Origin of the sequence: Kitasatospora sp. NPDC056731, from assembly GCF_040687675.1 — a bacterium.
In the GTDB taxonomy this organism is placed as follows: domain Bacteria; phylum Actinomycetota; class Actinomycetes; order Streptomycetales; family Streptomycetaceae; genus Kitasatospora.
On sequence record NZ_JBFBNR010000015.1, the window covers coordinates 138,479 to 165,338 of the forward strand.

At 69.8% G+C, this 26,860-nt stretch carries 27 protein-coding genes and 2 pseudogenes; 15 read left to right on the forward strand and 14 right to left on the reverse strand.

The window, feature by feature from the left end; translation table 11 throughout:
- Nucleotides 1-73: 73 nt before the first annotated feature.
- Nucleotides 74-334: pseudogene (locus AB0R04_RS18165) on the forward strand (transcriptional regulator); the annotation flags it as partial.
- A complete protein-coding gene (locus tag AB0R04_RS18170; RefSeq protein ID WP_363372273.1) occupies nucleotides 331-948 on the forward strand; it encodes a flavoprotein in 618 nt (205 codons plus the stop codon). The pseudogene AB0R04_RS18165 and the gene AB0R04_RS18170, both read left to right, overlap by 4 nt.
- A gap of 205 nt (nucleotides 949-1,153) precedes the next feature.
- Here the strand turns inward: AB0R04_RS18170 and AB0R04_RS18175 are convergent, their stop codons facing one another.
- Nucleotides 1,154-2,368: a helix-turn-helix transcriptional regulator gene (locus AB0R04_RS18175; RefSeq protein WP_363372275.1), complete on the reverse strand. Its 1,215-nt coding sequence runs from the start codon at nucleotides 2,366-2,368 to the stop codon at nucleotides 1,154-1,156.
- A 109-nt stretch (nucleotides 2,369-2,477) separates the two neighbouring features.
- On the opposite strand from AB0R04_RS18175, the gene AB0R04_RS18180 reads away from it, so the two are divergent.
- The gene (locus tag AB0R04_RS18180) at nucleotides 2,478-2,963 is read left to right on the forward strand and encodes an NUDIX hydrolase (protein WP_363372277.1); all 486 of its coding nucleotides are present in this window, start codon (nucleotides 2,478-2,480) and stop codon (nucleotides 2,961-2,963) included.
- Between the two features lie 130 nt (nucleotides 2,964-3,093).
- On the opposite strand, the gene AB0R04_RS18185 is transcribed toward AB0R04_RS18180, so the two are convergent.
- Complete coding sequence (locus AB0R04_RS18185) at nucleotides 3,094-3,423, reverse strand: hypothetical protein (RefSeq protein ID WP_363372280.1); 330 nt, start codon at nucleotides 3,421-3,423, stop codon at nucleotides 3,094-3,096.
- A gap of 369 nt (nucleotides 3,424-3,792) precedes the next feature.
- Here AB0R04_RS18185 and AB0R04_RS18190 point away from each other — a divergent pair, with 369 nt between their 5' ends.
- Complete coding sequence (locus AB0R04_RS18190) at nucleotides 3,793-4,968, forward strand: macrolide family glycosyltransferase (protein WP_363372282.1); 1,176 nt, start codon at nucleotides 3,793-3,795, stop codon at nucleotides 4,966-4,968.
- 99 nt (nucleotides 4,969-5,067) lie between these two features.
- Nucleotides 5,068-5,715 carry a M15 family metallopeptidase gene (locus AB0R04_RS18195; RefSeq protein ID WP_363372283.1) on the forward strand — a complete coding sequence of 216 codons (648 nt, stop codon included), beginning with the start codon at nucleotides 5,068-5,070 and terminating at the stop codon, nucleotides 5,713-5,715.
- Nucleotides 5,716-6,365: 650 nt separating this feature from the next.
- Here the strand turns inward: AB0R04_RS18195 and AB0R04_RS18200 are convergent.
- From AB0R04_RS18200 to AB0R04_RS18215, 4 genes are all read right to left on the reverse strand, one after another.
- Nucleotides 6,366-7,328 carry a hypothetical protein gene (locus tag AB0R04_RS18200; RefSeq protein WP_363372286.1) on the reverse strand — a complete coding sequence of 321 codons (963 nt, stop codon included), beginning with the start codon at nucleotides 7,326-7,328 and terminating at the stop codon, nucleotides 6,366-6,368.
- Nucleotides 7,329-8,527: 1,199 nt separating this feature from the next.
- On the reverse strand, nucleotides 8,528-8,716 hold the full coding sequence (locus AB0R04_RS18205; RefSeq protein WP_363372288.1) for a hypothetical protein: 189 nt from the start codon (nucleotides 8,714-8,716) through the stop codon (nucleotides 8,528-8,530).
- A gap of 299 nt (nucleotides 8,717-9,015) precedes the next feature.
- The gene (locus AB0R04_RS18210) at nucleotides 9,016-9,489 is read right to left on the reverse strand and encodes an ATP-binding protein (RefSeq protein ID WP_363372291.1); all 474 of its coding nucleotides are present in this window, start codon (nucleotides 9,487-9,489) and stop codon (nucleotides 9,016-9,018) included.
- Between the two features lie 195 nt (nucleotides 9,490-9,684).
- A complete protein-coding gene (locus AB0R04_RS18215; protein ID WP_363372294.1) occupies nucleotides 9,685-9,894 on the reverse strand; it encodes a hypothetical protein in 210 nt (69 codons plus the stop codon).
- A gap of 75 nt (nucleotides 9,895-9,969) precedes the next feature.
- On the opposite strand from AB0R04_RS18215, the gene AB0R04_RS18220 reads away from it, so the two are divergent.
- Complete coding sequence (locus AB0R04_RS18220) at nucleotides 9,970-10,932, forward strand: hypothetical protein (protein WP_363372295.1); 963 nt, start codon at nucleotides 9,970-9,972, stop codon at nucleotides 10,930-10,932.
- Nucleotides 10,933-10,949: 17 nt separating this feature from the next.
- The gene (locus AB0R04_RS18225) at nucleotides 10,950-11,663 is read left to right on the forward strand and encodes a creatininase family protein (protein ID WP_363372298.1); all 714 of its coding nucleotides are present in this window, start codon (nucleotides 10,950-10,952) and stop codon (nucleotides 11,661-11,663) included.
- Between the two features lie 77 nt (nucleotides 11,664-11,740).
- Here AB0R04_RS18225 and AB0R04_RS18230 read toward each other — a convergent pair whose 3' ends face one another.
- Nucleotides 11,741-12,070, reverse strand: a complete 330-nt coding sequence (locus tag AB0R04_RS18230; protein WP_363372301.1) for an antibiotic biosynthesis monooxygenase — start codon at nucleotides 12,068-12,070, stop codon at nucleotides 11,741-11,743.
- Between the two features lie 51 nt (nucleotides 12,071-12,121).
- On the opposite strand from AB0R04_RS18230, the gene AB0R04_RS18235 reads away from it, so the two are divergent.
- Nucleotides 12,122-12,940 carry a recombinase family protein gene (locus AB0R04_RS18235; RefSeq protein WP_363372304.1) on the forward strand — a complete coding sequence of 273 codons (819 nt, stop codon included), beginning with the start codon at nucleotides 12,122-12,124 and terminating at the stop codon, nucleotides 12,938-12,940.
- A gap of 197 nt (nucleotides 12,941-13,137) precedes the next feature.
- Nucleotides 13,138-13,626 (forward strand): recombinase family protein, encoded by a 489-nt coding sequence (locus AB0R04_RS18240; RefSeq protein ID WP_363372306.1) that lies wholly within the window; start codon nucleotides 13,138-13,140, stop codon nucleotides 13,624-13,626.
- Nucleotides 13,627-13,761: 135 nt separating this feature from the next.
- Here the strand turns inward: AB0R04_RS18240 and AB0R04_RS18245 are convergent, their stop codons facing one another.
- Complete coding sequence (locus AB0R04_RS18245; protein WP_363372308.1) at nucleotides 13,762-14,250, reverse strand: hypothetical protein; 489 nt, start codon at nucleotides 14,248-14,250, stop codon at nucleotides 13,762-13,764.
- Nucleotides 14,251-14,491: 241 nt separating this feature from the next.
- Here AB0R04_RS18245 and AB0R04_RS18250 point away from each other — a divergent pair.
- Nucleotides 14,492-14,836 (forward strand): annotated as a pseudogene (locus AB0R04_RS18250) (DUF397 domain-containing protein); the annotation flags it as partial.
- Between the two features lie 378 nt (nucleotides 14,837-15,214).
- Nucleotides 15,215-15,403 (forward strand): hypothetical protein, encoded by a 189-nt coding sequence (locus tag AB0R04_RS18255; protein WP_363372311.1) that lies wholly within the window; start codon nucleotides 15,215-15,217, stop codon nucleotides 15,401-15,403.
- 74 nt (nucleotides 15,404-15,477) lie between these two features.
- On the opposite strand, the gene AB0R04_RS18260 is transcribed toward AB0R04_RS18255, so the two are convergent.
- Complete coding sequence (locus AB0R04_RS18260) at nucleotides 15,478-15,888, reverse strand: cupin (RefSeq protein ID WP_363372313.1); 411 nt, start codon at nucleotides 15,886-15,888, stop codon at nucleotides 15,478-15,480.
- 63 nt (nucleotides 15,889-15,951) lie between these two features.
- On the opposite strand from AB0R04_RS18260, the gene AB0R04_RS18265 reads away from it, so the two are divergent.
- Together AB0R04_RS18265 and AB0R04_RS18270 are read left to right on the forward strand one after the other, a co-directional pair.
- Nucleotides 15,952-16,488, forward strand: a complete 537-nt coding sequence (locus AB0R04_RS18265; protein WP_363372314.1) for a MarR family winged helix-turn-helix transcriptional regulator — start codon at nucleotides 15,952-15,954, stop codon at nucleotides 16,486-16,488.
- Between the two features lie 40 nt (nucleotides 16,489-16,528).
- Nucleotides 16,529-17,515 carry a S41 family peptidase gene (locus AB0R04_RS18270; RefSeq protein WP_363372317.1) on the forward strand — a complete coding sequence of 329 codons (987 nt, stop codon included), beginning with the start codon at nucleotides 16,529-16,531 and terminating at the stop codon, nucleotides 17,513-17,515.
- A 160-nt stretch (nucleotides 17,516-17,675) separates the two neighbouring features.
- On the opposite strand, the gene AB0R04_RS18275 is transcribed toward AB0R04_RS18270, so the two are convergent.
- Nucleotides 17,676-19,748 carry an MFS transporter gene (locus AB0R04_RS18275; protein WP_363372319.1) on the reverse strand — a complete coding sequence of 691 codons (2,073 nt, stop codon included), beginning with the start codon at nucleotides 19,746-19,748 and terminating at the stop codon, nucleotides 17,676-17,678.
- Between the two features lie 379 nt (nucleotides 19,749-20,127).
- Here AB0R04_RS18275 and AB0R04_RS18280 point away from each other — a divergent pair, with 379 nt between their 5' ends.
- Nucleotides 20,128-21,267, forward strand: a complete 1,140-nt coding sequence (locus tag AB0R04_RS18280) for a peptidoglycan-binding protein (protein WP_363372321.1) — start codon at nucleotides 20,128-20,130, stop codon at nucleotides 21,265-21,267.
- 10 nt (nucleotides 21,268-21,277) lie between these two features.
- On the opposite strand, the gene AB0R04_RS18285 is transcribed toward AB0R04_RS18280, so the two are convergent.
- From AB0R04_RS18285 to AB0R04_RS18300, 4 genes are all read right to left on the reverse strand, one after another.
- Nucleotides 21,278-21,868: a TMEM165/GDT1 family protein gene (locus AB0R04_RS18285; RefSeq protein WP_063351072.1), complete on the reverse strand. Its 591-nt coding sequence runs from the start codon at nucleotides 21,866-21,868 to the stop codon at nucleotides 21,278-21,280.
- Nucleotides 21,869-22,154: 286 nt separating this feature from the next.
- Nucleotides 22,155-22,871 carry an ABC transporter permease gene (locus AB0R04_RS18290; RefSeq protein ID WP_363372396.1) on the reverse strand — a complete coding sequence of 239 codons (717 nt, stop codon included), beginning with the start codon at nucleotides 22,869-22,871 and terminating at the stop codon, nucleotides 22,155-22,157.
- A gap of 50 nt (nucleotides 22,872-22,921) precedes the next feature.
- Nucleotides 22,922-24,538: a phospholipid carrier-dependent glycosyltransferase gene (locus AB0R04_RS18295; RefSeq protein ID WP_363372324.1), complete on the reverse strand. Its 1,617-nt coding sequence runs from the start codon at nucleotides 24,536-24,538 to the stop codon at nucleotides 22,922-22,924.
- A gap of 231 nt (nucleotides 24,539-24,769) precedes the next feature.
- Entirely contained in the window at nucleotides 24,770-26,074 is a 1,305-nt protein-coding gene (locus AB0R04_RS18300; RefSeq protein ID WP_363372327.1) for an MFS transporter, read from the reverse strand.
- 148 nt (nucleotides 26,075-26,222) lie between these two features.
- On the opposite strand from AB0R04_RS18300, the gene AB0R04_RS18305 reads away from it, so the two are divergent.
- Entirely contained in the window at nucleotides 26,223-26,783 is a 561-nt protein-coding gene (locus tag AB0R04_RS18305; protein ID WP_363372330.1) for a MarR family transcriptional regulator, read from the forward strand.
- Nucleotides 26,784-26,860: the final 77 nt, after the last annotated feature.

Genomic DNA, 26,860 nt, shown 5'->3' on the forward strand with positions numbered 1-26,860 from the left:
CCTGCCGCGACAGCCTGGCCGCCCTCGACTCGGCAATCGTCTCCGGCATGATGCCAGAGCGGCACTGCATGCTGCCCGGCCCCTGATGCGCCGACACATCCCCGTTCCCGAGCGGCGGGCCGCACTCTGGGTGGAGTCCGCGCGGGCGTACAGCCAACAAGGCAGACTGGCCGAGGGATACAAAGCGCTCAGAATCGCGGCGAGCTGTGCGCCGAAAAACATCCGTCGGCGCCCCAGCGCGCTGGAGTTGGCTGGCGACATGGCCGCCCACGACCGTCACGGCACTGTCCCGGAACTTCGCCGCTTCTGCCAGGAATTGGGAGTCCAGGGTTGACCGACCAACGCGAGCCGTTCCTCTACGTCGTCGTCTGCGCCTCGGGCATCGCGGACGACGTCGGCACCTTGATCAGCGCCGCCCACACCGAAGGCTGGAAGGTCGGCGTCATCGCCACCCCCCAGGGGCTCGGGTTCATCGACCCGGAAGCCGTCGAGCGCCAGACCGGCTACCCGATCCGCTCGGCTTGGCGCACCCCCGCAATCCCCCAACCGCTTCCCCCGGCGGACGCCATCGCCGTGGCGCCCGCCACGTTCAACACCGTCAACAAGTGGGCCGCCGGGATATCCGACACCCTCGCGCTCGGCATTCTCTGCGAGGCGTACGGGCTCGGCATCCCCACTGCCGTTCAGCCCTACGTCAACTCGGCCCAAGCAGCCCACCCTGCGTACGGCGAGAGCCTGGAACGACTCCGCTCGATGGGCGTCCTGATCGGCGACTACACCCCCCACAAGCCGAAGTCCGACGGAGGCCGCGACAAGTACAACTGGACCCACGTCCTCGACCTGCTTCGCCCCGTACTGACCTCGATCACAGACCAGAACTCACAGCGTGCACCCCGGGACCAAGGCCCGGGGCGCACAGGCCAGAGCTGCCAGAGCTGGGACAGCTGAAGCGCGCGACACCCGCCCCGGCCGGTCCCGAGCTCCCCGGAGTACGCCCGGCCTCCCTTCGAGAGCGAGCCCCGTCCTCGCGGGCCCGCGCAGCAGAGCGCCCGTAGCAAAACAACTCCGGCGAGCGCCATCGCTCATGCAGGGAACCGAAGTTGACGACGGCCGCGCGGTGACTCGTGCGTCATCGGTCAATTCCGGCAGCCCGCTATGCGGCCATCCCGATGGACTCGGCGAGTCGACGCCCGGCCTCCTGGACCGGCGAACGGCCATCAATCAACCCTCGAACCATGGCCCGCGTCTCCTCGTTCCACCGGGCCGTCTCTGGCGCGACCGCAACGGCGTCCGTGAGCAGTTCCACCACGGACGCCGATTCCCCGCGAAGGGCGTGTGCCCGCGCGACCTCGATCAGATGGCGGCCACGGCGCGGAATCGCCGTGACCTCGGCCACCGGCAACCGCCGGGCCCACCGAAGTGCGGTACCGGTCTGGCGAAGCTCGACCGCCACAGTGACCGAGTGCAGCCCAACCGCCTGACGGGAGCCCGAAGTCGGGGCGCTCCAGAAGCCTGCGGGAAGGCGCTCGGCAACGGCTGCCGCACGGTCGATCCAGCCCCAAGCCTCACCGGCCTCACCGGCGACCGCATGCGTGATGGCGGCGTGGAATGCCATGTCCGCCCATGCCGAGGCCAGTTCCGGCGAATCCCCGCGGACGGGATCCAGCAGGCGAAGAGCTTCCTCGGTCAGTGACTGGGCGCTGTCCCACTGACCGGACTTCCGGAACGCCTCCACCAGGAACCAGCACGCCTGCGCGATCGCCCGTCGGTCGTCCGATGCCCGCGCGGTCGCCAGCGCCCGTTCGGCGACCCGCCAGACCAGGTTGCCGTCCCCTTGGAAGGCCGCATACATCTGCGTCAGGTTCAGTGCGCTGGCGTACATCACCTCCGCCCGACGCCGATCAGCACAGTCCTGATGCGCAACTGCCCGGGAGGCCGCCGACACGAGCGCCGGCAGGAGCTCCGCCAAGGCGGTCCGGTGGTCGCCTCTGGTCATCCTGGTCCGCCAGGCGTTCGCCAGCTGAACCTCGATGTGGTCGAGGTTGGGTACCCGCCCACCGGCCGACCCGAGCTGCGCACCGTCAACCGCCCGCCGAACGGAGTCCAGTGCCGCGTGTTCCACGCCCGAGTACAGCGCCCTGGGCATGCTGACGTCGCCCGTCAGCAACGACAGATCATCGACCCCCAAGTGCTGGGCAATGCGCACGAGCATCGGCAGGCGCGGCGGCAGCAACGCCCCGTTCTCCACCTGCTTCAGCCAACTCGGCGACCGCCCCAGCAGCGCGGCCAACACCGGACGAGACTTCCCGGCGCGCTCCCGGTAGTACTGGATGCGCCGGCCTACGGGCAGAGCGGGATCCACAGCCATGCCATCAGCGTAGGGCCACCGGGTCGATCAAGGCAGCCGGAGAACGGAATTGGGCGCGCCTCGGATCCAGCCGCCCAGGGGAGTCCGTCACGGCGACTACAGTCTCGCCGTGACCGACTCCCCGCACGAAACCCCTGCCCGGCCGCGCACCGCCGCCGGTGTGCTGTTCTTCGACGAGGAGAACCGCATCCTCCTCGTGAGACCGACCTACAAGCCCGGTTGGGAGATCCCCGGCGGCTACCTGCATGAGGGCGAGACCCCGAGCGAGGGCGCGGCCCGGGAAGTCAGGGAAGAACTCGGCATCACACCGCCGATCGGCCGCCTGCTCGTCGCCGACTGGGCACCCCACCCCGCCGAGGGCGACAAGCTCCTCTTCATCTTCGACGGAGGGGTTCTCCCGACCACCGAACTCGACCGCATCGCCGTCGACCGGGTCGAGATCGGCGAGCACTCCTTTCACCACGTCGACCAACTCGACGCGCTCCTCATCCCCCGGCTCGCCCGCCGAGTCCACGCCGCATACGCCGCCCGGACACAGGGCGAGACTGCCTACCTTGAACACGGCGCGCCGCACGCGCAGCCAGGGATCCTCTGACGGGCACTACCTTCTCTCCCCCTGCAACCACTGGATGCGAGCGGGAGTGTCGTGCGCGCCGGTCTGAGGCACCGAGCCGTCGCAACTCGATACGGCGAGCTCGCCGTCCGCTACGAAGCGACCGTGCTGGTCATCGTTCGACGCCCGGCTCGTACAAGGGCAGGAAGTGGATGACCGGTTCCTCGTACGGATGAGCCGCGCGCACTGCTCGCAGCACAGCCGCGGCCTGCTCGGCATCGCAGACAGACTCGACCCTGTTCTCCTCGCCCTGCTGCACTTCGCCCACTTCACCGTCGTAGGGCCGAGAACCAGGCAAGGGCCTCCATGTTCCCGTGACCCGCCAGGTGCTGGCGCACCGGGCATAGTCGCCGACCCGCCCCGCGCCGGCCGCTTGGAGGGCATCGATCACCTTCTCGACATGACTCTCCGGGACAGATATCTCGATCTTCAAACGCGCCATGCCCGGACCCTAACAACCAGCGCCGGCCCACACTTTCGCCTCGGGCCCTGGATCCCGAGATCCAGCCAGGCCCGCGAGGCGGCGACTCCACGCCGCGCCGTCACGCACCGTCCGCGAGGTCGCGCAGCGCCTGCTCGGCCGTGGACGTGCGCCATGAGGGCGGCCTCACCTCCGGCCAGCCACCTCACCCCGACCGACCCGTCCAGCGACCCTCCATGTGATCCTCCGCACCGGCCGATCTTCGGCCGAACCCCACCCCCCGTCACCGCAGCGATTGCCAACGTTACGTACTGTTCTGAAAGGCGAGTTGACGATAAGTCAGCCCGTCGATCGCAGGACGCCTAGCGACATACGAGGAGAGGGCCCGACATGTCCCGACCAGCACACATCGCCATGGTGAACATCCCGGCGCACGGCCACGTCAACCCCAGCCTGGAGGTGATGCGGGAGTTGGTCGCCCGCGGCCACCGGGTCAGCTATGTCAACGACCCGTCGTTCGCCGAGCAGATCGAGTCCACCGGCGCCCAACTCGTGCCCCACGACACGACCCTGTCGATCGTCAAGGGCGGGGTCGACCCCAACATCGGGGCCGGGGTGCACACCATGATCTTCGAGGAGGCGCAGGCGATGCTGCCGCGACTGCGCGAGGCCTTCGACGACGACCGGCCCGACCTCGTCCTGTACGACTTCATGGCGTACGCGGGCCGGGCGCTGGCCGACGGCTGGGGCGTGCCGTCCATGCTGATCTCGCCGTCCATGATCATCCGGGAGGACTCCCACCTGGCGCGTTTCGAGATGGCGCGGGAGGCCTTGGAGGCGGAGAAGATCCCGGAGCGGTTCGCGCAGTGGCTCGCCGACAACGGCGTGCCGGCGGGCGAACCGTTCGGGTACATGCTGCGCCCGGATCGCGGGATCGCGCTCATCCCCCGGGTGCTCCAGCCCGAGATCGAGCTGGTCGATCCCCAGGTCTTCTCCTTCGCCGGGCCCTGCCTCGGCGCCCGCGAGCACCAGGGCGGTTGGACCCGTCCGGAGGGGGCGCAGAAGGTGCTGCTGGTCTCGCTCGGCTCCACCTTCACCCACCAGCCCGACTTCTACCGCGCGTGCCTGGAGGCCTTCGGCGACCTGCCCGGCTGGCACGTCGTGCTCCAGGTCGGCCAGGCAACCGACCCGGCCGAACTGGGTACGATCCCGGCCAACATCGAAGTGCACCAGTGGGTGCCGCAGTTCGCCGTACTCCAGCAGGCCGACGCGTTCGTGACCCACGCCGGAATGGGCGGGTGCAGCGAGGGCCTGTACTGCGGGCTGCCGATGGTCGCGGTGCCGCAGGCCGCCGACCAGTTCGACAACGCGGACCGGCTCGTCGAACTCGGCGTCGCCCGCCGGCTGGACACCGCGCAGGCCACCCCGGAGGCGCTGCGCTCCGCCGTACTGGAACTGACCGGCGACCCGGCGGTGGCGTCCCGGCTGGCCGAGCTCAGCCGCGAGGTCCGCGCGGGCGGCAGCGCGGCCAGGGCCGCCGACCTGGTCGAGGCCGCCCTCGTCTGAACCACCCGTCCGCCACCGCCCCACCACCCGGGGCGGTGGCGGACACCGCGCCGGCCATCGCGGCGCGCACCGCCGTTCCCCCCTCCCCCAGGAGACCTGTTGACCGAGATCATCCTCATGTCCGACCCGCAGGTGGCCGCCGTCCCCATCCAGGACTGCGGCGACCGCCTCCTGGACGTACGCGAGCACGAACTCCTGCTGGACAGCCGCAATCGCGACGACGCCGGAGCGTTCGCCCACCTGCGGTCCGGCGTGCTCGACCGGCTCCTCGACGCCCAGTCGCACCTCCCGGACGGCCTGCGGCTGCTCTTCGTCGAGGGCTATCGCCCGCCGGCCCTCCAGAGCCGCTACTTCGACGAGTACACCGCCGAGTTGCGCACCGCACACCCCGACTGGCCAGCCGCCCAGCTCCGATCGGCCGCGAGCCGCTACGTCTCCCCGCCCGAGATCGCACCACACAGTGCCGGCGCCGCCGTCGACCTCACCCTGACCGACGCCGACGGCCACGAACTCGACCTCGGCACCCAGGTCGACGCCACCCCGGAAGAGAGCGCCGGCGCCTGCTACACCGACGCCGCCAACCTCTCCCCCGAAGCCCGCACCAACCGGCAACTCCTCAGCCGCACCCTCACCCGCGCCGGCCTCGTCAACTACCCCACCGAGTGGTGGCACTGGTCCTACGGCGACCGCTACTGGGCCCTCACAACCGGCGCACCCGCCGCCCTCTACGGCCCCCAACACCGATAACCCCCGCGCGACTCGGCCTCCCACACCCGCCGCAAGCTCCCGCTGACGCGCCAACGACAGGACGGGCGCATCAGTCTGGGTCTTGGACTTGAGATGGCGATCTGGCAGCCACGCGTACCTCTTCATAGTTGCCTATGTTGGTGCCATCGTGGTCTGAGACGTCAATTAGAAGGCGGAAAAGCCAGATGAGGCGAGCTGTTCGCGCTGCGCCGAGCAGGAGGAGGAACTCGACCAGCCAGCCACCCCATCCAATGGTTTCGCGCGCGTCGTAAATCATTACCCCAAGGCAGCCGATCGCAACGGCTGACATTGAGGTTAGAATGCTTACCCAATTTCGGCGAAGACTTGGCCCGAACCTAGCTCGAAGGAATGTCATGCGACTTCCGGAACTAGAGGCGTACTGACTAATGGCCGCTGTGCCAAAACCGCCGATAATGGCTGCTACCGATGCAACGGTTGCATAAATGCTCATGCGCTGGTCCGCGGAATGCCCGACAAGCACGTGCTTTCCTGCCAGCCCGGCATGCGCTGCTGCGACAGCTGCCGCTAGGAGCCAATCACCCATCGGATGCTCGCTCCAGGAATTATGAATGTATCGTGCAATTCGCGTCCAACGGGCCACTGCGCTCCCCCTTCAGGCTCCTCTGAGCCTAGGGCACAGCACTGACAGCGCGGCGAAGCTCGGCCTCATGCTCGCTGGCCACACCCAAGATCGCACGCACCGCCGCCTCATGCCACGGTGCGCCACCCTGCGTCCTGCGCATGATCACCGTCTTTTGGGAGGTGATGTGATCAGAGATAAAGTTGATTTTCTCCTCCACCAGCTCGCCGTCAGAGTTCGCCAGGGTCACGTGAGCGATAGCGCGATCAATAGCACAGTCCGGCCCGAGGAGGCGGGCGTTCTGGGCGATGAACGTCTGAACGTCTTCGCGGAGTTGCATCTCTCCACGAGATCGCGGCGTTCCTCGACCAAAGAATCCTTGCTTAGGAATCTTCATACTCAAGGTGATAAGCGCGTCGCGGTTTTGCCTATGAATACGCCGAGACATATCGCCCAGTCCGCCGATCTCAGACTCCAAGACATCAGGGCCGGGGCGCATTCTCATCTCGAAAAAGTTGACCTCCTCTGCCCTCTTCAGCTTTTCGTATGCGCTCATGCTGATGAGCGGAATTACAGCGATATCCCGGTCGAGGCCAGTATCCATCGTGTTAAGCCATCGCTGGACTGCGGTAGGCCGAGGAGCGGCCATTGAGCCCTTGAGGACTCCAATTACATTTCCGAACGGGAGGAAACAGACTACAGTTGTGTCGACAATGCTGCGATCGCCATCAAGCTGAAGATGGTCAATGTGACCGTTTTGCCAGTCGACCTGCTGGATATCGCCGTCACGCAGGCGGGCGAGGCCAAGATGGTGTGCGCTCTCGGCAACCACGGGTTCCCCGAAATACACCTCGGATGTGTCGCGATAGAGGCGTTGCTGCGGAGGAATTCCCCCAAGGTTGGAGAGTACTGCCTGCCAGTCAATGTGAGACATGCGCCGCACTTCACCAGCCTCTTTAGGGCGAACAATCTCATAGAAAGCGACCGTCTTCTTGCGGTCCGAATTGACCATAGAACACCCCCTGGCGACGTGCGCTAGATCCTCTAGTCGCGCATGGGTCAGTAGTATGGCCGCATACCGATGCGCTGGCTACCGAACGTGTCAACTTGTTGCAGCGTGAGGGTCTGCCTTGGAGGGCACTGTACGGCCGGGTCGCCGGTAAGGCCCCGGGCCAGAGGCAGACCACGAGTGGCGGATCGTCATCCGGCAGCAGGTTTGAGCCGTCCCACTCAGCGGTCTGTAGATCTGCTGGCACCGATACCAAGCCCAGGCCGTGCCACAGGCCCGCAAGATCGGGCGGTAAGTGGCAGCGAATCGCGGGCATCCGCAGCGGGGGGACGGGCGGGCCGCAGGTCAGTACAGGGGTCGAACATCAATCCTTACAAAACAGGGGCCCGCAGCCACTCGTTCGATCCTACTGGCAGCTGGCCGCGATTCGCAGCGAAGAGCCAGCGCACGCGGGATACTTGCACGGCCCCATCAACTTCGCTCGTCTCGTCGCGCACGCTGGCTGCAAGGCAGAGCAGTTCTTTGAAGCTCATCCATCCTCTCGGCGGACCAAGGCCCCGCCTCGGGCGTCGATGTCAGCAATCGCCCACAGCTTGGAGCGGTCCACCCCGCATGCCGCCAGGAGCATGCTTACCTCGTCCGCCGCACGGCGGGCGGCGCGCCAGCCGACCGCGTAGTCCACGCCCGGTATCCATATCCATGAGTCCGGGGCGAGACTTGCAACCAGCTACGCACTGAGGCCGTCGTCTCCGTCCAACTGCTTCTCAACTCACCCGATAAACAACCGAACCGGCCATCTGTACACAGCCATGCCGGGGACCCGACACCATCGGCACCGGTTCCAGCCCACCGGACCACCCCTTCTCCCCGCCAAGGGTCGCAAGGTGGTCCGGCACATCTTCAGTTGTCCTTGATCACGTCAGCGGCTGTCCTCTCACGTTGACGCCTCGCAACCGAAGATCCGGTGGCGAAGTTCCGTTTCACGGAGGCCTCTCATCGGGTCCGCAGGTCTACTCCCTCCAACCAGATCCGCCGCATCAGCCGCAGTCGCGCGGCGTCGATGAACGCGGGATCCGCGACTTCATGGTGTGCGGCGGGCCGACTCGGCGAGAACGCCCGGACCGGCCAGCAGAACTGGCCGGTAGGGGGCCACCAGGTCAGCAGCCGATCAAGCCCGACCCTGAGCTGTTCGCCTGCGGTCATCACTCGGCCAGGTAGAGACGGACCAGGCGCGGGCTCAGGCCGACGAACGCCAGCGTCCGCACCTCGCCGATAGTGGCCAGCCGGTGCCCGATCCTCTGCACGGCGGACGGGCTGAACAGCTCGGTGAAGTAGTCCTGCTGATCCGTGCTGAGCGGGAGGGCGCGGAGCGATCCCAGGAGCGCGGCCAACGCGTCCGGGAGCCGGGAGCCGGGAGAAGCGTGCGGGTTCCGTCACGCCGCAGACCTCCACCACCACCGGAAACGGGCACGCCGCCGCTCCCGCCTCGCCACCAGAGGAAGCCGACTCCGCCCCGTCGTCATCCCGAAGCGCCGTCATCGTGTCGGCACCTCCCCCGCACGACGCGGATGCCACATGTGGACGCCCACCACCCGTCCGTTGACCGCGATGTTCCGCGTCACGGCCTTCCGCAGGCCTGCACCACAGTAGAAGCATCGCGTCGCCGCCGATCCGAACGCCCGACCGTTCCTCATCTGGCACTGCTTCCCGGGCCGATCAAGGCCCAGACGATCTTTCCGAAACCTTCGGGGCGGGGCGCGCAGCCCCACTCCACGGACAGGGCCTCCACCAGGAACAGTCCCCGCCCCGACAGCTCGTCGGACACGGTCGACCGCCGGATCATCGGCTTCTCGCTGCTCGCGTCATGCACCTCGATGCGAAGATGGCCGCAGGTCAGCTCGAACCGGACAGCAATCTTCCGCCCCGGCGAAACCCGCCCATGGACCACGGCGTTGGACACCAGCTCGGTGAGCACGAGCTGCCCGTCCATCGCGAGGGCCGCGCCGTCGGGAACCTTCGCGAGGAACTTCCGGAGGTGGTCCCTGGCCATGCCGGCGGACTTACGGTGCCGGGTGAGCATCACCCCGAACGTGGTTATCCCGGCGCCCGACTCATTGGACTCAGCGTCGTCCCGGGGTTCTCCCGAGCTGATCACGTGCACCACCCTCCCGATGCTCGACAGCGGCCGGAGCGGGTCTTCCGGCCCGCGACTCCAGGTTGCCGGGAGGCGATGCGGTCGACGTACCCAGGCTGAATACCCCATGTGGATAAACTCACGGTCAATCAACTTCCGCTCAGGGAGCGCTGATCGACAGCGGAGGCAATGGTGACCGAAGCTCGCCTTCCGGACCGGCTTCCATCAGGTCTGCTCGCCAATCCTGAGATGATCGCCGCGTGCCGACAGCGGGACTTCGCCGCCGTATTCCGGCTGCTCAAGCTGGCCGGCGTCTACCCATCGCTCATCGCGCGAGCCTGTGACCTGACCCCGAGCCGTGTCGGCGAGGTAATGGCTGGGAAGCGGCGGATCGAGAAGATCGATCTCGTCGAACGCATCGCGGACGGCCTCCACATCCCGGGTCACATGGTGGGCTTGGCCACCCGGGATTGGGAGCAAGCAGCTGCGCCGCCCCAGGCAAGGCGCTGTGTGGTCGAGCCCCATCTCGCCGCCGCAAGACCCAGCCCGCCCGTCAACCCCGAGTTCTTCGTCAGCCACCTCCGCGAGGTGATGCCCGGCCACTACAGGACCGCCAACCTTCTGGGCTCCCGCCACGCGCTCGACCCGGTCACCCGGCACGTCCAAGTACTCGACCGTCTCCAGCAATCCGCCGACGGGAGCCCCAGGGACGAGATCCTCGGCATCGGCGCCCGCACCGCCGAGTTCCTGGGCTGGCTGAACCAGGACCTGGGCGACTTCGACCAGGCCATGTACTGGTCGGACCGCGCCATGGAGTGGGCGCAGGAGTCCGGCGATGACGTCATGGCCGCCTATCTCCTGTTCAGGAAGAGCAACCAGGCGACGGCCCGCCGCAACGCGCAGCAGGCCGTCGGACTGGCACGGGCCGCCCAGCGTTCACCCGGGGCAACCCCGCGCATCCGAGCCCTGGCCGCGCAGCAGGAGGCCCAGGGGCACGCGCTCATGGGCAACCAGCGCTTCGCCCAGGTCAAGTTCGACGAGGCCCACGAGCTGGCCGCGTCACCTGACGACGAGCACCGCGACGATGCCCTCGACATGGCCTACTGCACGCCGACGTACATCGAGATGCAGCGCGCGAACTGCCTACTCGAACTGGGCGACCCGCTCACGGCGGTGGCCATGTTCGAGTCCGAGCTCCGGGCGCTCCCTCCGGTGTACCGCAACGACCAAGGCGTGTACCTCTCCCGGCTGGCCCGCGCCTACGCAGTCTCCGGCGAGCCGGAGCAGGCTGCCGTCGCGGCGGACCGCGCGCTGTCGATCGCCATCGACACCGAGTCCGCGCGGGCGATCGCGGAGCTGTCCGCCGCAGACAAGGCCCTCCGACGGTGGAGCACCGTGGCCGAAGTCGCCACCTTCACCGGCCGATTGAAGCTGATGAGCAGCACGGCGCCCTCTCGACCTGCGACGGGCTGATGAGAGAGGGTGGGGCCATGGACGCACTGATCACGGCCGCCACCTCCGCAGACGAACGCCGGCGCGGCGCCAAGATCGCCGTACTGCCGGTCGGCAGCTTCGAGCAGCACGGCGACCATCTGCCGCTCACCACCGACACCGTCGTCGCCGGCCTGATCGCCCAGCGGATCGCCGCCGACTACGGTCTGTTCCTCCTGCCGCCCATCACGGTGTCCTGCTCGCATGAGCACGCCCACATGCCCGGAACCGTCAGCATCAGCGCCGCCACGCTCTATGCCGTCGTCAACGACATCTGGAAGTCGCTCCAGGCGTCCGGCGTTCCCGGCCTGCTCATCGTGAACGCCCACGGGGGCAACTACGTCCTCTCGAACGTCGTTCAGGAGGCCAACACCTCCGGCCCGCGCGTCGCCCTCTTTCCGGTCCACGCGGACTGGCACCAGGCCCGCGAGGCAGCGGGCCTGGTGAGCAGCGGCGCCGAGGACATGCACGGTGGCGAGTTGGAGGTGTCGCTCCTCCTCCACGGTGCCCCGGAGCTCATCCGCGACGGCGTCAAGCAGGACGACCACTCCGCCCCCGAGCGCCCACACCTGCTCACGCTCGGCATGGCCGGGTACACGAAGAACGGCATCATCGGGCAACCCTCCCTCGGAACGGCGGCGAAGGGCCGAGCCCTCCTCGACAGCCTGTCCCGGTCTGCCGCCGCGCATCTCTCGATCCTCACGGGCGGCTGAGAGGCACTTCGGGCCCTTCCCCAAACTGGGGAAGGGCCCGAAGGAAAAGAGGGAAAAGCCGCGAAGTGACCTGGGCGTCAGGCCTTGGGGCCGGCGGACTGGACGACCTCGAAGGACCAGAGGGTTGAGCCGGAGGCGGCGGGGCGCTTGGGGGCCTCGCCCTCCGGGGCGGCGGGGCGGTGGGCGGCCTGCATGGGGCCCTCCATCCACGCCTTGAAGTCCTCCTCGCTGCGCCAGCGGGTGTAGACGAGGTACTGGTCGGTGCCCTCGACGGGGCGGAGGAGCTCGAACCACTCGAAGCCGTCCGAGTTCTCCACCGCGCCGGCGCGGGAGGCGAAGCGCTGCTCCAGGACCTCCCGCTGCTCGGCGGGAACCGTCAGTACGTTGATCTTGACGACGCTACTCACATGACACCTCTCATCACTAGGCCCTCTACCTGGGCACCTAACCTTGACCACGTGCGAGCAGTCTCCTACATGCGACAGTCAAAGAAGCGTGAGGACGGTTCTCAGGCTTCGTCGGCTGCCCAGCGAACGAGGACCGAAGCCCTGATCGTCGCGAAGGGCTGGGAGAACAACGGCCACTTCGAAGACGTCGGCAAGTCGGGTTGGGACCCCAACGTCACTCGGCCCGGGTTCGAAGAAATGATGGCAGTCGTCCGTGCTGGTCAGGTTGACGCGGTCATCGTGTACTCCCTCTCCCGCCTCACAAGGCAGGGCGCCCTGGAGCCCATGAAGATCAACGGAGAGCTGTCCCGGTACGGCGTGCGCCTGGTCTCGGTCGAGGAGCCCTACCTCGACACCTCCACACCGATGGGCGTTGCCATCTTCGGCCTGATCGCCGCAGGCTGGTCGACTTCGACCAGCGGCAGCCGCTCGCCCTCGGCGGCGAGGACACGGGCGGCACCGTGTGGCCGTTGTGCCGCGAGTGCCGCGAGTGCCACCGAAGGAAGACCGAACGAAACTTCAGCGCCTGCTGAGCAATGCGGCGAGGACGCCACTACCGGCAGTAGTGACGCTGAGCAGCCATCCGGGGATGCGCTGAATGGTCAAGTGAAAGCCACCGACCCGAAGTTCTACGGCGGGTCGGGGTGTGCGCTCGGGCATGGCTACTCCAGTCCAGGATTCCGCACGGTGTGTGCAGTTCTCAAGGGGCCGTCGGCTACTCCATTGGAGCGACAAACCGCCGATTACACAAACACGCACGCCCGCGAGTACGCCGAATGGCGGGGCGGATCAGGCCGCCTCTCTGCCTTCAGTTCCCGCCGATCCAACTAAACGGCTCCTAAAGCAGCTTGGCGCGAAAGATGTGCCCTATGCCGCCCAGGCCCCGCCCCCGTGCGGCATGCCGGGATGCCCTGAGCTGACAGCCCGCAGTGGTCCCCGACCTGCTACTTCCGCATCCACAGGGCCGCGAGGCTGCCACCTGCGGTAGTCATCGTGATGAGCCACGCCGGGATGCGCTGGATGGTCAAGTGCACTCCACCCCAACGGAGTTCGAACTGTGGACGTTTGCCTTCTCGCTGCGTTGTTGGCATGCGGCCATAGTGGGCCAGCGATTCGAAGGCGTACAGCGACGTAGCGGCGCAAACCCGCAGCATGCCGGGTCGGTCCTGGACACGGTGTCCAAACCGATCCCAATTCCGGGCCTTCCCTCATATGGCCTGCATCACAGTCCCGCGGCCAGCATCGACCCGAACACCCCGGACGGGCGGCTCAGGCTCCAGGTCGTCGGCACGATGGCCGAGTTCGAGCGGTCACCGATCAAGGACCAGACCCGCGCCGGGCTGGAGGCGGCCAAGGCTCAGGGGCGGACCGGTGGGCGGCCGTCCGTGATCAGTGAGGACAAGCTGACCATTGCCCTTGCTCGCCGGGCGAAGGAGGAGAGCGTGAGCAGCATCGCGAAGGCCCTCGGGATCAGCCGGGCGACGCTGTACCGCCACCTTGAGAACGCCGAATCGTAGCCGCTGCGCCTACCGAAGAGCCGTCTGCCCGCTGCGGGCGGGCGGCTCTTTGCGGTCTCCAGCGTCCGCCGTTCCAGACAGCACGACGCCCCGGCACGGGCTGTGAGAGGTCCGTACCGGGGCGGCGGGCAACTGTCAGCGCTGAGTGAAGTCGTCTGCTTCGTACCTGTCGACGGCGAGGAAGTCCGGCGCCCCGTGCGATGAAGTCGGGTTGCCCACGAACACACCCGCCGTGTAACTATCGCCTAGCGCGACCCACTGAGGCTCTTGGAGCCGATTGGGCGCCGGGGCTGACACCGGGGCGGGGCTCGGGTCGGGCGTGTGGAGGACCGCATGGCCGTCCACCCAGGCGAATCGGGCCGTGTATACCGCGCCAGAACTGTTCACGATGGGAAGCTCGGACGGGACGTACTTCCCATCGCTCACGACGATCACGGGCCGACCGTCGCGGTACTCGATCGACAGGGTCGCGGCATCCTCGGGCTTGACCTCGGATGCCGGGATCAGCGTCGGTTCCTTGGGCGCCACCGTCTCGGGGGTGGAAGTCAGCCCGAGGTTTGCCATCTGCTCGGGCGACAGCTGCACCTTGGCGGGGCCCTTGGCGTTGGGCGTGGTCTCGGACATGGCGTCTCCTCACTGGCCGGCTCGATGCCGACGCGCGGTGGACCTTCCCATGACTTAGGGTTACCAAACCATCACCCTCTGGAGGGATCGCCTGACTGGCGGGGCGCTCTGAAAGTTCCCGGCCTGGCCACTCGGCGATCCCGGCCCCAGCATCGCGCACGCGCGCTGGGTGTGACGCCGTTTCCAGGCCCCAGATCCGCCAACTGGGCTTCGGACTAGGAAAGTTCGATCCAGGTATGCCAAGCAAAGGCACCCTTGCCCGCAGGTGGCCACCAACATCCCCGGCGTCGTCGCCTTGCGCGACAGCGAGCGGCCCGGCGAGGTGGTCACCATGACCCCGGAGGCATGGACGGACTTCACCGGCGCCATCAAGTGCGGGGAGTTCGACCTGAGCGCGCAGGAGAGCTGTGGACTGTCCGCTGTGTGGTCAGCCCATCGCGTTCGACCCGGAGACAGGCCAAGGCTTCTGCTTCCGGTGCGACCAGTGGGCGACCGTCTACCCGGATCAACCGGACCCGTACCGGTACACGCCCAAGAATCGGCCCTACCGGCCGAGGAGGCACGGTCCGAACGACCACCCGGGTAGCAACGGCGGGCAGTCCACGCCCGCATGACCCCGAAACGGCCCCGTCCACAAGTCGTCGCCCGTGGCGCATGGACGGGGCTTCGCCGTCCTGCGGTACTTCCCGCGACGGCCGGTCAGCGCTCATGTGAGTGGCTTGACACATCCGTTGATCTTGACGACGGACATGCCGCTCCTTCTGCTCCGCCGGGGCCGCGGGTGCGGCTGCCGGTCCGGTGACTGTCTGCGGTCAGCAGTCTCCTACTCCTCACACCGCGCGGGTCGGGCGATCCGGGGTCTGTCGATCGTGACGCTCCGTGGCAACTGGCCCGAAGTGCAGGCGGAGAGGGGGCGTGCAAGCCTGGTTGGAGAACCCGAAATCCAACCGAATGGGGCACAGCCATGGGTATCGGCGACAAGTTCCGGGACAAGGCCGAGCAGTTGGAGGAGGAGGCGAAGTCTCGCCTCGGCAACAAGCCCCCGAAGGGGGACGACGCCCAGCAGAAGGCCGCCCAGACCCAGCAACAGGGCCAACAGCAGGGCCAGCAGAGCCTGGACGACCTGCATGACGACACCGACGACCGGCAGTAGCGGCGAAGCCGGGCGGGGACGGCCGAGGCAAATCCTCGACCGTCCCCGCACCCATGCCCGGACCGCTTCGCGGGTCAGGCGATCCACGGCGGGAGGAGGCGCTCGGCGTCGCGGGGGGCGAGGCCGCAGGCGCCTTCGGGGGTGACGGCGTCGGGGTTGTAGGCGTGGGCGGGGGACGGGCTGGCGACGATGGCGGTGAAGCCGTCGGCGGTGGTGATCTGGCGGGCGAGGTCGGCGGGGAGGACGAGGGTGTCGCCGGCGGTGAGGGGAACCGGGCCGTCGGGGAGGGTGACGGTGGCGGTGCCGGTGAGCAGCGTCCAGATCTGTTCGACGTCCATGGCGTGGAGCGGGCCGCTCTTGCCGGCCGTCATGTCAACCTGCCACAGGGCGAGGGCGGTTGAGCCCTGGGTGGGTGAGGCGTAGGTGGTCATGACGGCGTTCGGCGTCTCGGTGCGGCGGGCGTCGGCGTGGCGGATCACGGGCATGGCGAGGGAACCCCCTAAGATGGTCAATGGCGTTGTCTATATGGTCAATGAGGTTGTCTACTGATGTCAAGCGAGCCCGCGAGCACACCCACCAGCACCCCCACCGGCACCCCCACCGGCACCCCCACAAGCGAACCCGCCCCGCCCGGCTTCGAGTTGCCACTGCGCCTGCTGCTCGCCTTCCGGACGATCATCGACGAGCTGCACGAGCGCATCGCCCGCGAGGGTCACCCCGACCTGCGCCCCATGCACGGCTTCGTCTTCCAGGCGATCGGACCGCACGGCACCACCGCCGTCGAACTCGGCCGCCGGCTCGGCGTCTCCAAGCAGGCCGCCGGCAAGACCATCGAGAACCTGGAGCAGCTCGGCTACGTCGAACGCGGCGGCGACCCGGCCGACGCCCGCCGCAAGGTCGTCCGACTGACCGCCCGCGGGGTGGACTGCCTGGTCCGGTCGGCCCGGATCTTCGACGAGCTGCGCGCCGAGTGGTCCGCCACCCTGGGCGAGGAGCGCCTGCGCGAGGTGGAGACGGCCCTGCGCCTGCTCGCCCCCGGCGACCCGTTCCGCCTCGACACCCCTCGCTGGTTCGGCGGTCCGTGAGGAAGAATCAGGAGTGGTACGAGTCATGAGGGGACGGCGGATGAGACAACTGGGACGGGTGGTCGCCGCGGTAGCCGTACTGGTGCTCGCGGCGTGCTCCTCACCAGCCCCCGAGCACATGTCCCCCGAGGCCCGCGGCTACCTCTCGGAGGCCCTGGACCTCATCCAGCAGAAGTCCCTCAACACCGCGAAGGTGGACTGGCCGAAGCTCCGCACCCAGGCCTTCGCCCAGGCGGCCACGGCCCGCACCCCGGCCGACACCCACACCGCGATCAGGGCCGCCGTCACCGCCCTCGACGACCACCACAGCCGTTTCTACCCGCCCGACCAGGCGGCGAAGGTCGACGCCGACCCGGAGGCCGTGAACGCCCCGACCACCCGGCAACTCACCGGCCGCATCGCCCAGTTGACCCTCCCGGCGGTGAACGGATCGGAGCACACCTACGCCGGGTACGTCACCCGCGGCCGCGCCGCCGTCGCCGAAGTGAGCGCCTGCGGCTGGGTGGTGGACCTGCGGGGCGAGACCGGGGGCGGGATGTGGGCCCCACTGGCCGTCGCGGCGCCGATCCTCGGCGACGGCCCGCTGGGCGCCTTCGTCACCGCGGACGGCACCCGCAGCACCTGGTCGGTCCGCGACGGCGTGCCGTACCTGGACGACGCCCCGCAGGCTTCCCCCGCCACCCACGACGACAAGACGCCCGATACGCCCGTCGCCGTCCTCACCGGCCGCGCGACCGGCAGCGCGGGCGAGGCGGTCGCCATCGCCTTCATCGGCCGCCCGGCCACCCGCAGCTTCGGCCAGCCCACCTACGGGGTGCCCACCGGCAACGCCGCCCACCGGCTGTCGGACGGCGCCGTCCTGCTGCTCACCGGCGCCGCCGAGGCCGACCGCACCGGCCGGGTCCACGAGGGCCCGATCGAGCCGGACGAGCCGGTCGAAACAGCCGACCCCCGCAAGGACGACGACCCCGCGCTCGCCGCCGCCGTCGCCTGGCTCTCCAACCAGACCCCCTGCAAGGCGGGCTAGGGCGTGTTTCATCATTCCCGCCGGGCGCGCGACGCCGGGCATCCCGCCTGACCGCACCGGCGAAACGTCCAAGTACGCCCAGTACGAGGACGCTTCGCCGGCACGCCCAGCCGGGCGCCCAACACCGCGCGCTGATCCGACGCGAATGATGAAACACGCCCTAGAACGACCGCCCCTCCCCCCGGTACGGCGGCTCGTGGGCCGCTCGGTCGGGGCGGTCGCGCCGGTCGGCGCAGAGGGTGGAGCTGAGGCGGGTGAGCAGGTCGGCGAGGTCGGCGTACTGCTGCTCGTCCCAGTCGCCGAGCAGGTCGGCGAGTTGCGAGCGCCGGGCGGCGACCAGCTTGACGGCCGCCTCCGCCCCCGGTTCGGTGAGCCGTAGCGGCAGCCCGCCGCTGCGGGCGGCAAGGCCGCGGCCCTCGACTTCCCGGACGGCGCTCTCGATGACGGCGATCGGGATGATCCGCCGCTCGGCGAGTTCGGCCGGCTCGACCGAGCCGTGGTGGTGCATCTGCAACAGCAGCCAGCTGGAGGCGGGTTGGAGGTCCAGCCCGGCCCCCTCGGTGATCCGCCGGAAGAGGTCGCGCCGGGCCTCGCGGGTGCTCAGCACCGAGAGCGCGCGGGCGATCTCGTCCAGCGACGAGCGTTGGACGGGGTTGAGGCCGATGGATTCGCTCAGGTCGGGTGCGGTGACGGTGGAGCGCAGCTTCTGTTCGTGCAGGAACAGCGACAGCACGAAGGCGACCACCGCGACGGGCACCGCATACAGGAACACCCGGGTGATCGACTCGGCGTACGCGTGGTAGACGGCTTCCTGGACGACGGCGGGCAGCCGGGTGATCACCCGCGGGTCGGAGGTGACGGCCTCGGGGTGGAAGCCGGGCGGCAGCGGCAGGCCGGTGAGGGCGTCGGCGAGCCGGTCGCGCAGCCCGCTGGCGAACAGGCTGCCGAAGATGGAGACGCCGAAGGAGGCGCCGATGGAGCGGAAGAAGGTGGCGCCGGCGGTGGCGACGCCGAGGTCCTGGTAGCCGACGGAGTTCTGCACGATCAGCACCAGTACCTGCATGACCAGGCCCAGCCCGAGGCCGAAGACCAGGAAGTAGAGGCTCATCTCGGTGGTGCTGCTGTGCTCGTCGAGCCGGGAGAGCAGCAGCAGGCCGACGGTGGTGACGGCCGTCCCGGCGATCGGGAAGATCCGGTAGTGGCCGGTGCGGGCGACGATCTGGCCGGAGCCGATCGAGGTGAGCAGCATGCCGAGCACCATCGGCAGCATGTGGATGCCGGACAGGGTGGGCGAGACCTGCTTGACGACCTGGAGGAAGGTCGGCAGGTAGGTGAGGGCGCCGAACATCGCGAAGCCGACCACGAAGGAGATCACCGCGACCAGGCTGAACGTCCGGGAGCGGAACAGCCGCAGCGGCAGCACCGGTTCGCTGGCCGTCCGCTCGACCAGGACGAAGGCGAGCAGCAGCACCAGGCCGAGCACGCCGAGCCCGACGATCTGCCAGGAGGTCCAGCCCCAGGTGGTGCCGCCGAGGGAGGTCATCAGCACCAGGCAGGTGGCGACGGCGGCGATCAGCACGGTGCCGAGGTAGTCGATCCGGTGCTGGCGCCTGGTCTCCTGCCCGGGCAGGACGGCGGCGATCACCACCAGGGCGACGATGCCGATCGGCAGGTTGATGTAGAAGACCCAGCGCCAGCTGAGGTTGTCGACGAACAGTCCGCCGAGCAGCGGCCCGAGGACACTGGTCACGCCGAAGACGGCGCCGAATAGGCCCTGGTACTTGCCGCGGTCCCGGGGGGAGACGAGGTCGCCGACGATGGCCTGGGTGAGCACGATCAGCCCGCCGCCGCCCAGGCCCTGCAGGGCGCGGAAGGCGATGAGTTCGCCCATGTTCTGGGCGATGCCGCAGAGTACGGAGCCGAGCAGGAAGATCACGATGGAGGCCTGGAAGAAGCGCTTCCGGCCGTACATGTCGCCGAGCTTGCCCCAGAGCGGGGTGGCGGCGGTGGAGGCCAGCAGGTAGGCGGTGACCACCCAGGAGATGTGGTCCAGGCCGCCGAGGTCGCTGACGATGGTGGGCAGCGCGGTGGAGACGATGGTCTGGTCGAGGGCGGCGAGCAGCATCGCCAGCAGCAGGGCGCCGATCGGCACCCAGAGGTTGGGGACGGTGACCTCCGGCGGGCCGGGCTCGTACGCCGGGCTGCGGTCGGACGCGGCGCGCGAGTCCGTCATGGCGGCTCCGTAGGGTCGCGGGCCCCGGCCGAGACGGCGGGCCCGTGCGGATGATCACTCCCAGCTCACCATGCTGTCAGAAATGCCCCGGTTTGCTCCCTCGGGTTGAGCCGAACGTAGCCTCCGGGCCCGCTGACCCAGGACGCACCGCACCGACCCGACCACACCCACCGCACCGACCCGACCGCCGGCACCGGGGACATCCGCCGCTCCCCGACCGTTCCTCGGGAAACAACCGCCACCAACCGGCACAACACCCCCGCCCGGGTCCGGACGCCCCTGTCCCCCCTCCGGGACGTCCTGCATAATCAGGCGCGATCGTGAGCCGGGAACCGCCCCGGGGCACGCAGACCGCCCGAGAACCGAGGAGGACCGGCCGATGCCGGACCAGCACTGCCCGACGTGCGGCACCGCACGCTCCACCGGGTGCGGCTGCGTCCCGGACCCGAGCCTCACCGAGACGGCCGTCCTCCCGCACCTCGAAGGCCCGCCACTGGTCCGCCCGTACGTGCCGCAGGCGGTCGGCCAGGTCGCCGAGGAGCCCGTGGCGGACGTCCCCGCCGTCGACCCGTTCGCGACCACCGTCCTGCCGCCGGTCGCCCCGGGGCAGCCGGCCCCCGTCCACCCGGCCGCGCCCTCACCCCTCGCTCCCCCGCCCGTCGTTCCCCCGCTGGGGCCGGACGCCGACGCCTACGCCACCACCGTGCTGCCGCCGGTGCCCGCCTCCGGGCCGGGCGCGTACGCGGCGGCGACGGCCCCGCAGGCCGTGCCCGGCGGCGACCTCGGGGTCTTCCCCTTCGACCACGCGGCGCCCGGGCCCGAGCCGGAGCCCGTCGGCGGCCGGGCCGCGCGTAGAGCCGCCGAGCAGGCCGCGCAGAACCCGCTGGCCCGGCACAAGCTGCTGCTGGCCGGGGTGGGCGCCGGCCTGGTCGCGCTCACCATCGGCATCGCGTACGCGGTGACGCCCTCGCCCGCCCCGACGACCCGGCAGGCGCAGCCGCTGCCCACCACCCTGGCGCCCGCGCCGGTGGAGCCGACCGCCCCGGCGCCGACGGACCCGGCCACGCCGCCGCCGACCAGCGAGGCGCCGAGCCCGACGTCGTCCCCCACCCGCAAGCCGAGCCCGACGAAGACGGCCACCCCGGCGCCGACCCCGACCACCCAGGCCCCGGTCGCCGCTCCCCCGGCCCCGGCTTCCGTCCCGACCCCGCCCCCGACACCCACGCCCACCCCGACCACCGCGACGCCCACGCCGACCCCGACGCCGACCCCGTCCGCGACGGCGACGCCGACCTCCCAAGTCCTGCAGATCGGGATGTCCGGCCCCGAGGTCTCCACCATGCAGTCGAAGCTGAGCGTCGCCCTGTGCTGGATGGACGTCCCGGTGACTGGCAGCTACGACGGCGAAACCGCGAGCTACGTCAGCTACTTCCAGCGCATTCAGGGAGTCCAGGGCGACAAGAAGGGCGTCTACGGCCCCAACACCCGCGCCGCCCTGGACAAGCGCACCACCTGCTGACCGAGCGAGGTCAGCCGGTGATCGCCCCGAAGATGCTGATGCCCGCCAGCACCACCATGATCGCCGCCGCGACCCTGATGATCAGCTTCATCGGCACGTACTTGAGCAGCTTCTGCCCGCCCACGATGGCGAGCCCGCCCACCGCGCACAGCGCCAGCCAGGCGCCGAGGCCGACGGCCAGCGGATCGGCGTACTTGGCGGCCAGGTTGGCGGTCATGATCTGGGTCAGGTCGCCGAACTCGGCGACCGCGACGACCAAGAAGCTGGCCCCGGCCACCTTCCAGAAGCTGTTCGAGGACGGCTCCTTGGCGGCGTGCCCCTCCTCGTCGTCGCCCCCGCCGTGGAAGAGCAGCATGGCCGCACCGGCCAGGAACAGCACGCCGGTGACGCCCTCGACCCAGCGGTGCGGCAGCAGCGAGAGCAGGTGCCCGGCGGCGAGGGCGAGGACGACCTGAACGCCCATCGCCGCGGCGACACCCGCGAAGACGTAGCTGGCACGGTACTTGGTGCCGAGTACGAGGCTGGCCAGCGCGGTCTTGTCCGGCAGTTCGGCCAGGAAGATGATGCCGAACGTCAGCGCGGCCACGGTCAAACTCATCAGAAAGGGTCCCTCGGTCGGGCTGCCCGGCCTCCGCAGGTCCGTCAGGGGACGCTTCGGCCCGACAGCACTGGTCATGGTCACAGCACTGCGGCCGAAGGTCTCGCCGGCACCGACCCCGGAGGATCGGGTGCCCCGGGCGCCGGGCCCGTGAGGGCCAGTATGTCGACGGTCCGGTGGAGGGCTACTCCCCTTCAACGTGCTCAAGGGTACCCGACCGCGTCCAGTACCCAAGGCGGCCCAGTACCCGCCCCCGTCCGGCACCCGACCCGATCCGACGCCCCCGCGCTCACCAGCCCGCGCTCACCAGCCCCCGGCCGACCAGCTCCAGCACCACCACGATCGCCACCGACTCCACCGCCAGCAGCCCGACCAGCACGAACAACTGCACCGCCCCCGCCTGGACGGGCGAGGCGCCGCCGAGCAGCATGCCGACGAAGGCGCCGGGGAGGGTGACCAGGCCGACCGTCCGGGTCTGGTCGAGGGCGGGCACCAGCGAGGTCGCGGCGGCGGTGCGGCAGATCTCCAGCCGGGCGTCGCGGTCCTCGAAGCCGAGCGCCAGGGCCGCCTCCACCTCGCCGCGGCGCTGCCGCAGTTCGTCGAGGGCGCGCCGCCCGGCCAGCGAGGTGGCGGTGAGCGCGCCGCCGATCAGGATGCCGGCGACGGGGATGACGGACAGGCCCTTGGCCGGCAGCAGTCCGACGGCCAGCAGCAGGGCGAGCACCGGCAGCACGCCGGCGCCGATCGGCGCGGCCGCCCAGACCCAGTCGGGGCCGGGGGTCATCCGCCGCCCGGCGGTGCGCACCGCGACGGTGAACATCAGCAGCACGAACAGCGCCGACCACCAGAGCGAGCCGACCACCCAGCTGATCACCGCGGCGACGGCGGCCAGTTGCACCACCGCGCGCAGTCCGGCCCGCAGCACCGCGTGCCCGTGGCCGAGCAGGCCCCGGCCAGCCACCGCGACGGCGGCCAGCAGCAGGACGGCGGTGACCACCCCGAGCATCGGGGTGACGGGCAGCAGCTGACCGCCCGCGGCGGACAGGCGCACCGGCGTCAGATCCAGCTGGTGAACCACATCCGGTCCTGCCAGGACGTCATCGGGATCACCTCCGCCGTGTACAGCGGGTAGAAGAAGGCGAAGCAGGCGACGATGGCGAGCACGATCAGCCCGGCGCCGGCCGCGCCGATCCGGCGGCGTTCGGGGCTGCACCCGGCCGGGCCGAGGATCGCCCCGAGCATCTGCGCGACGGCCAGGCACAGGAACGGCACCAGGACGACCATGTAGAAGGAGAAGACGGTCCGCTCCTGGTACTGGAACCAGGGCAGGTAGATCCCGGCGACGGCGCACAGCACGGCGCCCGAGCGCCAGTCCCGGCGGAAGAACCAGCGCCACAGCAGGTAGACCAGGGCGAAGCAGGCCGTCCACCAGAGCAGCGGGGTGCCGAGGCCGAGGATCTGGGACGCGCAGCCGCCGGTGGCGGTGCAGCCGTGCTGCCCGTTCGGGACCTGCTCCCAGTACATGGAGACGGGGCGGCCGACGACCAGCCAGCTGAAGGGGTTGGACTGGTAGGTGTGCGGGGTGCTCAGCCCGGTGTTGAAGTCGTACATCTGCGAGTGGTAGTGCCACAGGCTGCGCAGCGGCGCGGGCACCCAGCTCATCGACACCTGCGGCAGCGGGACGCCGAGGAAGGCGTCCAGGGACAGGCCGGGGCGGCCGTCGGCCCAGTGCCGGTCGTACCCGCCCTCGCCGTTGCCGCCGCTGGCGAGCCAGCCGGCCCAGGCGCCGACGTACACCACCAAGGCGGAGCCGACCATGGCGAGGAAGGCGGGGACGGCGTCGCGGCGCAGCATCGAGCGCCAGGGGCGGCGGGCGCCGGCCCCGCGGCGGCCGGACTGGTCCCACAGGACGGTCAGCAGGCCGAAGGCCGCGAGGATCATCGCGCCGTTCCACTTGACGGCGCAGGCGGCGCCGAGGAGCACCCCGGCGGCGATCCGCCAGGGGCGCAGGCCGAGCCGGGCGCGGTCGCCGTCGGTGACGCCGGCCAGCCGGGCGCGGACGTGGTCGCGGTCGATCAGGAGGCTGCCGAAGGCGGCGAGCACGAAGAACATCTGGATGCCGTCGAGCAGCCCGACCCGGCTCATCACCAGTTGGAGGCCGTCGACGGCCATCAGCAGGGCCGCGGTGCAGCCGATCAGGGTGGAGCCGAAGAGCCGGCGGCCGATCCGGGCGAGCATCAGCACGGTGACGGTGCCGAGCAGGGCGGTCATGAACCGCCAGCCGAAGGGGTGCAGGCCGAACAGCTGCTCGCCGATCGCCATCACCCATTTGCCGAGCGGCGGGTGGGCGATGAACTCGGGCGCGGAGGTGAGCGGGATGTGCTGCGGGACGGCCAGGACGTCGGTGTTGGCGTGGTCCGGCCAGCTGCCCTCGTAACCCTGCCGCAGCAGCGACCAGGCGTCCTTGGGGTAGTACGTCTCGTCGAAGACGAAGGCGTTGGGGTAGCCGAGGTTCCAGAACCGCAGCAGGCCGGCGAAGAGCGCGACGCCGATCGGCCCGAGCCAGCCGGACCAGTCGGCCGACAGGCGGAGCAGCCGGCCCCGGACCGGTGCCGGGGCGGCGGGGGCCGGGGCCTGGACCGCCGGGGGGTGCGTGAGCGCCGCTTGCGTCATTGCCTCGCCGATTCGCCTGTCTCCTGTGCCGGCCGGGTCTCCTGTACCGACCGGGCCGGGCGGCCAACAGCCACTGACACTATGTGGCGGTGGTCGCGAAGCCAAGCGCGACGGGCGCCGACCAGGTGACCCGGTCGGCGCCCGTCGGCACGCCTGTTCGATCGGCGGTCGCGCCGCCGTCCGCAACTCCTTGTCGGCGGTCACGCGGCCGCCCACAGCCCCCGTCGGCGGTCACGCCGCCGTCTGCAGCTCCCGGACGACCGTGGTGCGGACCACGGCCGGGGCCGCGTTGTCCTGCTCCGGCGTGAGGTACGGGCGCAGCCGCAGCGCCAGGACGACGACCAGCAGCGTGGAGCCCGCCATGGCCGCGAGGTAGAGCGGCCAGGTGCCGGAGCCGACCAGCAGCACGCCGACGGCCGGGCCGACCGCGATGGCGATCTGCTTCACCAGGGCGTACCCGGAGTTGTAGGTGCCCAGCAGCCGGGCCGGGGCGAGGTCGGCGACGATCGGGCCCATGGTGGGCGCGAGCAGCGACTCGCCGACGCCGAACAGGGCGTAGATCGAGACGATCGCGACCGTGGCGGCCATGGTCTCGGTCCGGATCAGGCCGGCCACCAGGGCCATCGCCCAGGCGCCGAGCCAGACCACGCCGGCCGCGGCCATCGCGGTGGTGCGGCGGCGGCGCGCGGTGATCCGCACCATGAACATCTGCAGGACGACGATGGTCAGCGCGTTGGCGCCGATCGCGAAGCCCAGGGTGGAGGGCGGCGTGCCGACGGTGTCGGTGGCGAAGGCCGCGACGCCGGACTCGAACTGGCCGTAGCAGGTGAAGAAGATCAGCCCGGCGAGCGCGCAGAGCCGCAGCATCGCCTTGTCGGCGACCAGCGCGCGCAGGCCGGTCGGGCCGTCGCTCTTCTCCTGGAGGGGGATCAGCGGGTTGGCCGGCATCCGGGCGGTGCCGGTGACCAGGGCCAGGCCGAGGAAGGTCGCCGCCTCGATGGTGAACAGCCGGGTGAGGCTGGCCGGGTCGGCGACGTTCACGATCTGGCCGCCGACCAGGGCGCCGATGCCCATGCCCAGGTTGACCAGGGTGAACTGGAGCGCGAAGGCGTGCGAGCGGGTCGCGGCCGTCGAGCAGCGGACGATCATCGTGGCGAGCGCCGGCTGACAGGTGGTGACACCCGCGCCGAACAGGAAGGAGGAGACCAGCAGGGCCGGGGTGCCGGTGGCGTGGCCGAAGGCGAACGCGCCGGTGGCGGCGAGCGCCGTGCCGGCCAGCAGGACCGGGCGGGGCCCGTACCTGTCGATGCCGCGACCGGTGAACGGGAGGACGGCGAGCGCCGCCAGCGCGAAGACGGTGAACACCATCCCGGCCGCCAGCGAACCCAGCCCGCGCACCTGGTCCACGTACACGAACATGTACGGCATCGTGAAGCCGCTGCCGAACGCGCTGAGCGCGTTGCCGATCTGGACGCGGCGCAGCGGGCCGCCCGCCCCGCGTCGCTGCCGCCTCTGCTGCTTCACCGTGCCGGTCACCGTGCACATCCCTTCCTGGATTCAACTGGATACTCTTAAGGTCCAGAAGATTTCAGAGCTAAAGTTTGACAAGATAAAGTCTTAGCACCGGAAGAGTGTCGAGTCAAAGGCTTAAGGGGATGCACGCCTCCGTGCGACACTGGTCCGCATGACTACGGACAAGCCCGCGCCTGCCACCGCCAGGGAGCTGGGCATCGCCGAGCAGGTGGCCGTCTACCAGCGGGAATTCCCCACCGTGGACCCCCAGGTGGAGACCATCGTGCAGACCCTGTCCCGGGTCGCCCGACGGATGGGCGTGGCCTACGACCGGCAGCTGACTGTGCTGGGAATCACGGCCGCCGAGTGGGAGGTACTCAAGGCGCTGGTGGTCTCCGGCAGCCCGTACCAGCTCGGACCGGGCGAGCTGGCCAAGCGGCTCGGGCTCACCCCGGCCGCGATGACGCACCGGATCGACCGGATGGTGGCCGAGGACCTCGTCACCCGGGAGCGCGACGAGACCAACCGGGTCCGGGTGATCATCGAACTCACCGACAACGGCCGCGACAAGTGGCTGGAGTCGATGCGGATGGCGGCGGTGTTCGAGGAGGAACTGCTCCAGGACGTCACGGGCGAGGAGCGGACCGTGCTGTCCGCGATCCTGGCGCGGATGCTGCGGCGGATCGAGGAGAGCCGGCCGGACGCGCTCGGGCGCACCGCCGACCCGGCCTGAGCCGCGCGCCAGGGTTGCACTCCCGGATTGCACGCCCGGATCGCGCCCCCGAAACGCAACGAGTCCGGCCCGCCGGG

Coding starts and splice junctions, on each gene's coding strand:
- AB0R04_RS18295 (WP_363372324.1), bottom strand. CDS start 24,538: ATGACGCAAGCGGCGCTCACGCACCCCCCGGCGGTCCAGGCCCCGGCC.
- AB0R04_RS18245 (WP_363372308.1), bottom strand. CDS start 14,250: ATGTCCGAGACCACGCCCAACGCCAAGGGCCCCGCCAAGGTGCAGCTG.
- AB0R04_RS18275 (WP_363372319.1), bottom strand. CDS start 19,748: ATGACGGACTCGCGCGCCGCGTCCGACCGCAGCCCGGCGTACGAGCCC.
- AB0R04_RS18305 (WP_363372330.1), top strand. CDS start 26,223: ATGACTACGGACAAGCCCGCGCCTGCCACCGCCAGGGAGCTGGGCATC.
- AB0R04_RS18290 (WP_363372396.1), bottom strand. CDS start 22,871: ATGCTCGGGGTGGTCACCGCCGTCCTGCTGCTGGCCGCCGTCGCGGTG.
- AB0R04_RS18265 (WP_363372314.1), top strand. CDS start 15,952: ATGTCAAGCGAGCCCGCGAGCACACCCACCAGCACCCCCACCGGCACC.
- AB0R04_RS18280 (WP_363372321.1), top strand. CDS start 20,128: ATGCCGGACCAGCACTGCCCGACGTGCGGCACCGCACGCTCCACCGGG.
- AB0R04_RS18225 (WP_363372298.1), top strand. CDS start 10,950: ATGGACGCACTGATCACGGCCGCCACCTCCGCAGACGAACGCCGGCGC.
- AB0R04_RS18175 (WP_363372275.1), bottom strand. CDS start 2,368: ATGGCTGTGGATCCCGCTCTGCCCGTAGGCCGGCGCATCCAGTACTAC.
- AB0R04_RS18200 (WP_363372286.1), bottom strand. CDS start 7,328: ATGGTCAATTCGGACCGCAAGAAGACGGTCGCTTTCTATGAGATTGTT.
- AB0R04_RS18185 (WP_363372280.1), bottom strand. CDS start 3,423: ATGGCGCGTTTGAAGATCGAGATATCTGTCCCGGAGAGTCATGTCGAG.
- AB0R04_RS18260 (WP_363372313.1), bottom strand. CDS start 15,888: ATGCCCGTGATCCGCCACGCCGACGCCCGCCGCACCGAGACGCCGAAC.
- AB0R04_RS18255 (WP_363372311.1), top strand. CDS start 15,215: ATGGGTATCGGCGACAAGTTCCGGGACAAGGCCGAGCAGTTGGAGGAG.
- AB0R04_RS18270 (WP_363372317.1), top strand. CDS start 16,529: ATGAGACAACTGGGACGGGTGGTCGCCGCGGTAGCCGTACTGGTGCTC.
- AB0R04_RS18190 (WP_363372282.1), top strand. CDS start 3,793: ATGTCCCGACCAGCACACATCGCCATGGTGAACATCCCGGCGCACGGC.